The sequence below is a fragment of the Ruegeria sp. AA6 genome (assembly GCF_056542865.1).
In genome coordinates this window covers 1-10,425 of record NZ_JBQGAN010000051.1, presented here as the reverse complement: position 1 = coordinate 10,425, position 10,425 = coordinate 1, and the positions used below count along the sequence as shown (strand labels likewise).

Sequence of the window (10,425 nt, the reverse complement as noted above, 5' to 3'; positions counted from 1 at the left end):
TGATGGCGCAACGGCTGGAATCGAGTTCCTGGGCGACGAAGGCGCATTGTGACCTGTCTGCTGCGTAGCTGAAATCGGCTGCGCAGCACTGTCTCGGTCTTAGGATAGTTCGACTTGGTTTGTAGAATAACCACCATCGTATTTGCGATCCTTTACCTGTTGGCGTTGATTGCATTCTTGACAGGCACATTTGGCTGGCTGGGACAGGAACAAGACCCTTTGTCCGGGGTGTTCCTTTTGCCGTTGGGACTGCCTTGGATATTTCTAGCGGACTTGGTCTCGGAGTCAGCCAAGCCTTGGTTTGCGGCGATTGCACCGATGCTCAACCTGTTGGCGCTGGTCATGATTTGCAGATGGGCACGCAGATTGCGCCAGTAGTGGTGGCTGAACTCTTTCTCACCAAAAGGGAGGAAAACATGGGAAAAGTAATCTTGGGAATTGTGATCGGGCTCGTCCTCGGCGTGGTTGGGGCGATGACCTTGGGTGGCGGGGCCGCGGTGGGTGTCGGCGTTGCGACAGGCTTGTCCGCCGGTGTCTGCACCACATTGAAAGGAGCACAAGCCGAGAACCTGATCACCGCCGAGCAAGCGGATCAGATCCTCAACCGCGTAAATTCTGAAATGGCGTCACTGCAAGGAATTGAAACGACGGACGAGATCGTCGGCAGCGCACAGGCATGCGACGAGTTTCTGTCAAAGTTACGAGAAACGAAGTGAGGTTCCGCTTTGCACGGAACAAAACTCCAAGGATTAGCCAGCAAGGGACCATCTGATGAAACTCGATTTACTCAAACTCCTCACACCCATGTTCGCAATCGCAGGCACGGCTTCGTTTGCAATGTCTGAAGCAGACGATGCGTGTATCGATCATTTGCGACAGGTTGGAGGACCAGACGGTCAATCAGGTACGATTGAAAGCTCAGAGTTCTCAGAAGCGGGCACGCTCGTCATGTTACGTGACGCAGGCGGAACACTTTGGCGTTGCATCGCGTACAAGGATGGAAGCATCGGCGAGATGTCGGTTGTCGAAGCGATGGATGATGGCGGTGGAGCCATGGCAGGCGCCGCCGGGTATACTGGTAGCCAACGCGTCAAATTTGATTCTGGTTCCACTGGCGCAGAACTCGTTGGTGAACTCGCGCCCGGAGCGTCTCAGCAGTATGCTCTAGGTGCTAAAAACGAACAGTTCCTTTACGTTCGCGTTGCTCCGCGAAATGGCTCCTTGGACTACGTTATTCGCAACCCCGATGGATCTGAACTGTTGGGATTGATGTCGGCGGACAAGGAGTATCGAGGACAGCTTTGGCAATCCGGTGATCATGTTGTGGAGGTTATCAATCGCAGCAACTCTTCTGTCGACTACAACGTCATTTTCGGAATTGAATAGGTGATCAATCAGAAACCCTGGAACGCAAGTCCAAAAAAGCGAGGGAAAAACAGATGAAACCCAAGGTCCTATTGGTGATCGGCACAATGTGCATTTCGGCGCTTGCAGCATGTGATGAGAGTAGCGGTTCGGTGGATGCAAGTGCATCAACTGTTGGCAGTTCTAGCGATCTTTCGTCATTTGAAGGGGCAAGAGCGGGCCAAGCTGAAATGGGTATTCAAAGTCTCGGGTTTGAACTCATCCGAAGCGAAGGGCTGACCTCGTACTGGTTTAACAAGGATACTGGTGCATGTGCTCGGATCACGACATCTGACGGAAGGTACTCAGATGTAGCTATGCTGCCATCAGGTGACTGCTGACACATTTTCATCTAGCTAACATCTGCATAAGGGAGCTCTAGTTTGCATTTCGACCTGGCACATGCGGCGGTCATCATTGCCGCTCTAGTTATCACAAACCTGGCAATGAAATCGGCCGGCGTGATCAACGAAGAAAACAAACACCAATTGAACTGGAAAGTTTTTCTGGCCTACTTCGTGGTCGTCTTTATCATCAATCTGGTGTGGCCGATTTAAAGTTTCACAGCGGAAAGCTAATCGCCCACTTGAAATGGTTATCGTGAACTAGCCCTTCCGAGAGATTATCAGGTCGGAAGAGTGTAACCATCAAGTGCTCAAGAAAAGAAAGGAACTGACATGCGGTTTTTGACGTCCCTCATATTCATTGGTGTTCTCGCAACCGCTGCCAATTCTGACGTAACAAGCCGAAACGGCGGTCCAAGCAACAGTCAAATGCTATCAAAGGGCGGCGATGGAGGTGTTGATGGCGTCGCTTTCTTTCGACCCGTATTGAGCGGAGTGTTGTATCGCTCCGGTTTCAAAGGCGGCGACAAGGGGCGAACGGGCCTGAGTGAAGGACAACGCGAAGCTTTGTGTGATGAGGGGTTTTCAACCGGGTTTTATGCGGACTTCGGCAAAAACACTGAATACGGTCGCACCAGTTGCGGAAACGGATCCTTTGACTATCAAGGCGCCAGATCCTCCCGACCCGATGCTGTCATGGCGTCCATACACGAGGTGATTAAAAACCCTGGAAAGGGTCCTGTCCTGGTGCACTGCATGTGGGGCGTTCATTCCTCGGGTGCATTGTCGGCAATGGCGCTCGTTCAGTTTTGCGGTTGGACGGAGAAAAGGGCCAAGGAATATTGGAATGATGCCCGAAACGGGGCCCCATGTTCAGGCGGATGCGACCAGTGGATTGATTCAAAGTTCTCCAACTTCAGCGTCGACCCCAAATTGAAGATCTCCACCGAACAACAGGCAGCGATTTGCCCTAAATGATACCGGGAGGACTATCCAAATGAAGTTCAATCTTCTGTGGTCACTTGCTCTCATTGCGCCCACTGTCTTGTGGGCGAACGACGATGTTATCGGTGAAGCCACGACATTTGATAGTCCCAACGGCGTTACTGAACGCTGTATTCGGATCGAAAAAGTTCCAACGGGCGAGTATAAGAAAAGCGATCTTGAGGAAGAAACTACCTATTGCGAGATCGATTTCTATGCCTCCGAAATTGCTATTTGTCCTAAAACCTGGAGCACCAGTCCAGGAATGGCCGTCTACGATATTTCGGAAGGACCCTACGTGGGGAACCGTTCTGAATTCGAGAGAAACGCTTGCAAAGAGGGGAAGGCAGCAAAAGATCTGGCCAAGGACAGGGTGGCCAAATTCAAATCCACCATGAACCAAAAGGGCACCAGTGGAACCTTTTCCACCTCGTCGCTGCTTTACTATCATTTCTCCCGATATTTCGACACGACTGTCAAAGTTCCTGTCGCCGTTTGGCGCAGCATGGACGCCCAGGCGCATTTTTCAGAGGTCGCAGAGCCTGGCCTTGCGATTTCTGGTGGCTCTCGCGGCGGGCGCATGAACCATGAAGGCTGGCGGGTCTTTGCAGCTGCGGACGCTGACCCGAACTCATACCAACCAACCGACGATCTGTTCACCGCAGATCGAACGCAAATATACGGTGTGCTGCTTGATAGCCCTGGCCATCGATACGGCTCGGAAATCAACGGCACCCGTAAATCTGGTTGGGGGAAAGGTCAGAACCGCGATTTTCAGGAAACTCCTGCTTTCTTGGCTTTGCGTTCTTCAAAACCATTGTCAGAGGCAATCGCAGAGGGCGTCAGAGAAGGACGAAAAGACCGGATGATCAACAAGGATCTCGGTCCCGATGTCAGCGACCAACAGATGGCATTTTGGATGCAAGAACTTACCGAGATTGTACTCCTCGATTTCATCTTTAGCCAGCAGGACCGCGTAGGAAACATAGACTTCACACCCTATTGGTATTGGGTCGAAGACGGAGAACTGAAGCATAAGAAAGCCAAGCACCATGAGCCAAACGATGGAGACGTTCCCGCCGACGCGTTATTGATCCGTCGCAGCAATCTAAACGACAACGATGCTGGCGGGCGTGTCGAGTATGCCAACTTCGCGAAATCTACTCAAATGCTAGAGAAAATGCGGCATTTCTCTCCAAGCACATACCGACGCTTGGTTGCGCTGAATAGTGAGCTTCAAACTCAAGGCCCGGTTTATAACTGGCTGTCGCAAAGCCTTGGGCTGTCAGACAGTCAGATTGCACAAGTCGTCAAAAATACCGCGCTGGCAACGTCCATCCTCCAGAGCAATTGTTCAAATGGTGAATTGATATTCGATTTGGATCCCGCCGCATTTTTTCTGACAAGCGACGCCGAGCAAGAGGCCTTAGACTGTAGTGACCCGTAACCTTTCTACCCTTTTTGCGGCGTGCATTTGGACAGCTCTGCTAGCCTGCAAGGCCGCGGCATTGGATGTCATCGTCATATCGGATCTGAACGGAAGCTACGGTTCGGTAAAATACGATGCCCGCGTCGACAAGGCGATTGAGCGGATAGTCGAGATTGATCCAGATCTGGTTATTTCGACCGGAGATATGGTTGCGGGACAGCGCATTCCCAACTTGTCCGACAAACAGGTCAGGGAAATGTGGAAAGCGTTTCATGAGGCGGTATCAGATCCTTTAACGGCTGCCGGAATTCCGTTTGCGGTCACGCCGGGAAACCATGACGCCTCCGCTTACCGAGGGTTCGAGCGTGAAAGAAAAATATACGCAGAGGAATGGACGCTGAGAAAGCCAGACGTCGACTTCCTGGTTTCAGATGACTACCCGTTCTTCTACGCATTTGAGATGCAAGGCATTACGTTTGCGTCTCTGGATGCTACGACCCTAGGGCCGCTGTCCGGCGATCAGCAGGACCGACTTGTGGAACTGGGTACAAGTGGAGACCCGATTGTCACTTTCAGTCACCTCCCACTTTGGCCCTTCGCGATCAAGCGTGAACGCGAAATCATCGGTGACCCAACACTTGAAAAAATCTATTTGGAAAGCGGTGTGGTTCTGCATCTGTCAGGCCACCATCATGCCTTCTATCCGGGTTGGAAAGATGGTGTTACTTACGTCTCCCAAGCTTGTTTGGGAGGTGGCCCGCGACGGCTTATCGGATCAAAAGCCAGATCACCTCACAGCTTCACTCATGTTACGTTCCAGCCAAACGGAAAATTTGGGATAGCAGTATATCGAGGACCTGACTTCGAAAGGTCGGTAAATTTCAAGTCGCTTCCGGAAGAGATCAGATCCCCGAATGCAGTGTTGAAACGTTTGGACCTTGTGAAATGACTAGAGGTTGAGTTTCAGCTCAACTTTATCAGGGACCAGATCGTTTATCATCTCTTCTATCCGGGCTTCTGAAAGCCCTCCCGAGGTGATGAAAAGCAATGAGACGCGAGACTTTCCGGGGACGTGGTGTTTTCTGACCAGCTTCCAGCCAGCGTCTGCGGCCATGGCTTCAATGTCCCCGCTGACTTTCAATGAGTGCTCTTCGTTTGAAGCCTTGAGCGAAATTTCCACGCCCTTGTTTCGCCCACCGAGCCAAATGAAACACCAACATACAACCGCCACCAGTGTGGCCATCAGCGGCAAGCCCAAACCGACCGCAAGACCAAGAACAGTCACGATTATCATTTCGACAGTGTCCACCGGATCATCGAGATTGGAGCGGAACCTGAGCAACGCTCCGATTCCAAATATGACAAAACCGATCATTGACCCGTGCTGAACCACTAGAAACCCAACCGCCATGCCGACAAGCGCATAAAGGAAGAACAGTCGCGGCATGACGATATCGCTGACACTTCTACGGGCTTTACGTCTCACCGGATGATAGACGATCAAGCCAGCCAGAATGATCGTGACGATCACATCGAGAGTAAAGAAATACAGTTCCTGTTTGCCACGAAACTGCGTCCACTGGCGTTCGATGAGAATTTCCGATTCCGAAGCCCCGGCCAGCATCGTCGCAGGGTCGACTTGTGACACCGCAGCACCTGGCAACAGCAGCATCAACAACACGGTCACAAATGTGAGGGTCGTATTCAACTTGTCTTCCTTCCTGCTCACGCCAAAGGCTTACGCTTCACCAAAGGCACATCGTGCCCTATTCAATTCAATCGCAACAGGCGGGATCAGGTAAAGAGATTACCGTGCATTCTTCGGACATCGCGTCCGGACTGTGATACGAACGCTGATACAAGGATATGGTCCAAGCGCGAGAAAATTGAATGGCAGAAAACAAAGTGTTTCCGTCAAAACCTACAATTTCACGGTGTTTCTGCAAACTTAGACGACTCGCTTTTACGGCCAGCTTGGTTGCGGCAGCCTTCTTGCCTTGGACCGATTTTGCCTACGCCGAAAGTGCTGGTTTGGTTCTGGTCGATAAATTCAAGGTGGCAGACAAATCAGAGGGATTTTCAGAGCCTTCCGGTTTGGCAATGTCTAACACTGAAGGCTTCTTGTGGTCTGTAAGTGATGCCGAACCTAAACTGCACCTACTCGGAGTCGACGGGGTATTAGGAAACTCTTTCAAGTTGCCAGCATTGGCAGGATCAGATTTGGAGGGTGTTGCACCTCGAAAAGATGGGTCTGTTTTGGTGCTTCAAGAAACTGACCGATCAATCCTAGTCGTTCACCCAACTGACCCCATTCAACTGACGACAATACCTCTCGCATCTCTTAAAGGTTACCCGACCGCCGCTGAATTACTCGTCGGCAACCCTTTGAATAAGGGACCCGAAGGTATCGCCGTTGACCCGGAATCCGGGCGGGTCTTCGTTGGCATTGAGGGACAACCAAGGTTGTTAATGGTGTTATCGCCAGAGCTAGACGAAATTATTGAGATCATTCCTTTAGCCCGCGATGCAGGTTTTATCTCCGAGCGTGTAGATGATGATGAACTGGATTTGAGCGGCCTGGCATGGTCCCGGTCCTCGCGTTCTCTTTGGATTGTGAGTGACAAAGGCCGTCAGATCTTCATCTACAATCCAGAATCCAAGTCCGTAAAGTCTATCAGTTTGACGTTCACAGAAGATGGAAAACAAAAAGAAGTTAAACATCCCGAAGGGATCGCTCTCGATGAGATCAGAGGGCTTCTCTATATCCTGACAGATGATGCCAAGAAATCGCGGCTTTATGTTTTTGAGCAACCGGAGTTGTGAGGACTGTCCTACTAGTTCTCTACTCTGCGTGGTAGAAAAGCGGGGTTGTGTAAATGAGTGCCGTCTTATGTGCAGCATATTAAGTAAATCTGCGCTCTGTTCGATATGTTTCTAAAAAACATCACCCATCAATATATTCGAATAGCGTCAGGTTCACACATGCGAACCATGTAATAACGTTGGGCTTCAACATGCTCAGTCACCTTAAGGTTATCGATAATGCCCGTATCCAATTCGGTTGTAATTGCGATCATTTGCACTTTAGTGGCCTTTGTTGCAGTTCCAAAATACAGCATTGCCCAAACCTGGGACATCGCATCACAGCACTCTGTCAGCGGCGTAACGGTATATGATACGGATGAGCTGTTAACGTTTGCCGGTCAGTTGGCTTTTGATCGGTCAGGGCGCATCACAGCAGTGGATGTCGCATCAACGATTACGCAGATCTACCGAGAAGACGGTTACTTCTTGGCTGAGGCCTGGCCCGGCCCCGATGGGCAGAGCATAATTGTTGATGAAGGGCGCATTCAAACCATCGAAATTGAAGGTGTAGATACGCGCACGTTCCAAACCCTAGAGAAGATTTTTCAGCCCCTCACCACCTCCTATCCCATAACGCTGAAACGATTTGAGCGGGCGGTTATGCTAGCCGAGGACATACCTGACTTGGAGTTGTCGACCGAACTTGATTACCCGGATCAGGCTGGTGCTCGGCTGAGAGTATTGGGAGAGCCACTGCGAAAACAAGCCGGTAGTGCGACACTCGACAACCCTCCGCGTGAGCTTGGAGAAGCGCTAAGCTTCTATGTCGTGCAAGAGTTTTATTCAACGCTGACCGTTGGGGATATGCTGCGATTTGAGGGATCAGGCAATTATAATTGGGACAAAGACGATGAGCACTCTTTATGGGGCGCTCTTACCTATCGCACGCCGCTGAACAGCAATGGTCTGTACGGTGAGATCTTCTACGGGAACATAAACGCAAAACGTGACCTCTCAGGGGACTTTGCGAGAACAGATATTGACGGCGAGAACTTCACAGTCGCGATGGGTTACCCCGTGATCCGAGATGTAGCCCGTTATGGATATCTTCTGCTGGACTATCGCCTTTCAAAAGCGGATTCAGTCAGTGGTGGCGTTCCACTATCCAGTGACGCGAGTGTCGTTGGCCTTACATATCTTTACGGGCAAAACTATCCAAAGGGACAAGCTCTGGAAGCGGGGCTAACCTTATCTTTTGGTGACAATGACAACGACACGACAGACGCGAATTTTGATGACGGGGACTCTTCGTTCTGGCATTTGAGGGGCGGCATCGGATATGAAAGCCCCCTACCGGGCTTATCGCCCAACACAGCTTGGCGGACAGAGATCTGGGGTCAGTACACAACAGACCGGTTACCCTCTGTCGAAGAGTACTTCCTTGGTGATCGTTATGCGTTGCGTGGATACCGCTTTGACGAAGTGGATGGTGATTCAGGGATTTCCGCGATTTTCGAAGTATCTCACTCCTATTTCCCAAGCTCGCAGAGCGTAAATCGTCTGACGCCCTTCGCTTTTTTCGACGTTGGTTACATCTCGAATAATGATCCCGCCAGTTTCGAAGTGGGAAGTGCAACACTGGCATCGACCGGGTTGGGGCTGGACATCGAGTTTAAGCGAAACTTATTCCTATCCGGATACGTTGGCGTCCCTTTGAGAGACGGTCCTCTGACCGACTCGGGCGACCCAGGCGCGTATCTTGCTCTGACAACAAGTTGGTGAGGATGTTATGAAACTGAACAGAATTGCGTTACTTACAACAGCTTGTTTGATTGCAGAACTGGCCGCTACACAGGTCGTTGCCGGCGGAAATCACTACGGGTGGTGCCGTGGCGTGGGGAATCCTCACCAGTCAAGCCAAGGATGCGGGCAGGCCGGTGGGCAAGGAACAGGTAATCAAATTACCGGCCCAACTCAGCCGGTAGCAAATCAGTTGCCGCCTAAGGGAACCCAGCAAACGCCCACATCCGTTACTGTTCCAGTCCTTGCGCCGGGCGCGGTTCCGAACGCAATTCCCGGTCAGGTTCCTATCGCGACACCAATAGCGGTTCCCGGTCAGGTTCCCACGCCGGTAGTAGCGCCGACCCTAGCTCCGCCTTTGACTCCAAATGCGACTCCAAACCGGGTTCCGACAGCCGTTCCAAATCAGGTTCCGCCATTGGCTACCGGGCCTACCGCGGTGCCGCCGCAAGTTCCGACTGCAACTCCCAATCAAGTTCCGATAGCTATCCCTGGCCAGGTTCCGCCTCAACCTACCGGCCCAACAGCGGTGCCGCCACTTGTGCCCACCGCGACACCAAACCAAATACCAGTCGCAGTTCCTGGTCAGGTTCCGCCTCAGCCCACCGGTCAAACTGCTGTGCCACCGCTCGTCCCGACTGCAACACCAAACCAAATTCCGGTCGCAGTGCCCGGCCGTGTTCCGCAACCCAGCGGTACAACAGCGACGCCACCGCTTGTCCCAACAGCAACCCCCAATCAGGTTCCCACGGCGGTTCCTGGCCAGGTTCCACAGTTGACACCAAAACCTACGGCAACTCACGTGGCCGTCCCAGGGCATCCGAAACCTCAAGGCGTCGTGACAATCATGCGCCCCAAGCCGAGGCCGACAACCGGTACTGTCCAGCAACCTGGCACAACACAAGTGACCCACCATGTAACCCACCAGAGTAATGCGAAGAAACACGATCACGTCGCAGCAACACCTGGACGACATGACCCGCACGACCTACCGAGATTCCGCGACGCGGCAGCCAAGGAAGACTGGGAGTGCGTAGCCAGCGGATTTGGACAGCGCCGGTATGATGCTGGACGAGGCGTGTTGCTGAACAACGGAGCGTTGCGGCACCTCGGAAACGTAGACGCAATGGCACGGGATGTACCTGCTCGGCATCCAAAACACTCTGGCTGCATTATTTCGGTCAAACGAAAGCAGCAGTAGCGCCAGGCACATCTTGAAGCCTTAGAGGAATTCTTCCGAGTGGGAAGCTGGTTTCCAACCAAGGTTAAGTTGACGAATAGACATCAACCGAAGGTGTCATCTCTCAGAAGGTTAATGAGGCATACAATATGCCTTTCTGAGTGCTGTTTGGGCATCCGGCTCGAATCATCGGATGCCCCAAAAAACCGACTAGGAATTTCGCAAAAAAGCGAAACCTCTACGAGAAGGAGTCCTCCATGAGTGCTAGAATAGTCCTTCTGCTTGCTGCCGTCGGCCTCGTGCCAATTGCGTTATCATACGGTCTGATGCCCGACAGTTCGATCCCAGTTTTGCTGGGATTTCCAGTGGAAGGGACGAACCAAACCCACGTGAGAACGGCGGTGAGAAAGTCGACCACGGTAGCGGCGGGATAACCCTGCTGCGGGCGGCGTAAAAGTCGTCCATCTTTGCCCTTCTTT

Annotated in this window: 11 protein-coding genes; 9 read left to right on the top strand and 2 right to left on the bottom strand. The window is 52.0% G+C overall.

What is annotated here, in order from left to right; genetic code table 11:
- Positions 1-254: 254 nt before the first annotated feature.
- From ACR0LN_RS23470 to ACR0LN_RS23440, 7 genes are all read left to right on the top strand, one after another.
- A complete protein-coding gene (locus tag ACR0LN_RS23470; protein ID WP_480433132.1) occupies positions 255-716 on the top strand; it encodes a hypothetical protein in 462 nt (153 codons plus the stop codon).
- Between the two features lie 55 nt (positions 717-771).
- Positions 772-1,386 (top strand): hypothetical protein, encoded by a 615-nt coding sequence (locus tag ACR0LN_RS23465; RefSeq protein ID WP_480433131.1) that lies wholly within the window; start codon positions 772-774, stop codon positions 1,384-1,386.
- A 53-nt stretch (positions 1,387-1,439) separates the two neighbouring features.
- Positions 1,440-1,745, top strand: a complete 306-nt coding sequence (locus ACR0LN_RS23460; protein WP_170710079.1) for a hypothetical protein — start codon at positions 1,440-1,442, stop codon at positions 1,743-1,745.
- A gap of 42 nt (positions 1,746-1,787) precedes the next feature.
- Positions 1,788-1,961, top strand: coding sequence for a hypothetical protein (locus ACR0LN_RS23455; protein WP_170486445.1), 174 nt, complete (start codon positions 1,788-1,790; stop codon positions 1,959-1,961).
- A gap of 120 nt (positions 1,962-2,081) precedes the next feature.
- Positions 2,082-2,726, top strand: a complete 645-nt coding sequence (locus ACR0LN_RS23450) for a protein-tyrosine phosphatase family protein (protein ID WP_170710078.1) — start codon at positions 2,082-2,084, stop codon at positions 2,724-2,726.
- A 19-nt stretch (positions 2,727-2,745) separates the two neighbouring features.
- Entirely contained in the window at positions 2,746-4,179 is a 1,434-nt protein-coding gene (locus ACR0LN_RS23445; RefSeq protein WP_480433129.1) for a hypothetical protein, read from the top strand.
- On the top strand, positions 4,169-5,110 hold the full coding sequence (locus ACR0LN_RS23440; RefSeq protein ID WP_480433128.1) for a metallophosphoesterase family protein: 942 nt from the start codon (positions 4,169-4,171) through the stop codon (positions 5,108-5,110). The genes ACR0LN_RS23445 and ACR0LN_RS23440 overlap by 11 nt, the downstream gene beginning before the upstream one ends.
- Here the strand turns inward: ACR0LN_RS23440 and ACR0LN_RS23435 are convergent, their stop codons facing one another.
- Entirely contained in the window at positions 5,111-5,869 is a 759-nt protein-coding gene (locus tag ACR0LN_RS23435) for a DUF4956 domain-containing protein (RefSeq protein ID WP_480433126.1), read from the bottom strand.
- Positions 5,870-6,051: 182 nt separating this feature from the next.
- On the opposite strand from ACR0LN_RS23435, the gene ACR0LN_RS23430 reads away from it, so the two are divergent.
- Together ACR0LN_RS23430 and ACR0LN_RS23425 are read left to right on the top strand one after the other, a co-directional pair.
- Positions 6,052-6,984 carry an SdiA-regulated domain-containing protein gene (locus ACR0LN_RS23430; RefSeq protein ID WP_142639638.1) on the top strand — a complete coding sequence of 311 codons (933 nt, stop codon included), beginning with the start codon at positions 6,052-6,054 and terminating at the stop codon, positions 6,982-6,984.
- Between the two features lie 219 nt (positions 6,985-7,203).
- Complete coding sequence (locus ACR0LN_RS23425; protein WP_142638997.1) at positions 7,204-8,748, top strand: ShlB/FhaC/HecB family hemolysin secretion/activation protein; 1,545 nt, start codon at positions 7,204-7,206, stop codon at positions 8,746-8,748.
- A 530-nt stretch (positions 8,749-9,278) separates the two neighbouring features.
- Here the strand turns inward: ACR0LN_RS23425 and ACR0LN_RS23420 are convergent.
- Entirely contained in the window at positions 9,279-9,539 is a 261-nt protein-coding gene (locus ACR0LN_RS23420; RefSeq protein ID WP_480433124.1) for a hypothetical protein, read from the bottom strand.
- Between the last annotated feature and the right edge of the window lie 886 nt (positions 9,540-10,425).

What these genes read in the sequence shown, in the direction of transcription:
- ACR0LN_RS23460 (WP_170710079.1), top strand. Translation starts at nt 1,440, where the DNA reads ATGAAACCCAAGGTCCTATTGGTGATCGGCACAATGTGCATTTCGGCG.
- ACR0LN_RS23465 (WP_480433131.1), top strand. Translation starts at nt 772, where the DNA reads ATGAAACTCGATTTACTCAAACTCCTCACACCCATGTTCGCAATCGCA.
- ACR0LN_RS23430 (WP_142639638.1), top strand. Translation starts at nt 6,052, where the DNA reads ATGGCAGAAAACAAAGTGTTTCCGTCAAAACCTACAATTTCACGGTGT.
- ACR0LN_RS23450 (WP_170710078.1), top strand. Translation starts at nt 2,082, where the DNA reads ATGCGGTTTTTGACGTCCCTCATATTCATTGGTGTTCTCGCAACCGCT.
- ACR0LN_RS23445 (WP_480433129.1), top strand. Translation starts at nt 2,746, where the DNA reads ATGAAGTTCAATCTTCTGTGGTCACTTGCTCTCATTGCGCCCACTGTC.
- ACR0LN_RS23425 (WP_142638997.1), top strand. Translation starts at nt 7,204, where the DNA reads ATGCCCGTATCCAATTCGGTTGTAATTGCGATCATTTGCACTTTAGTG.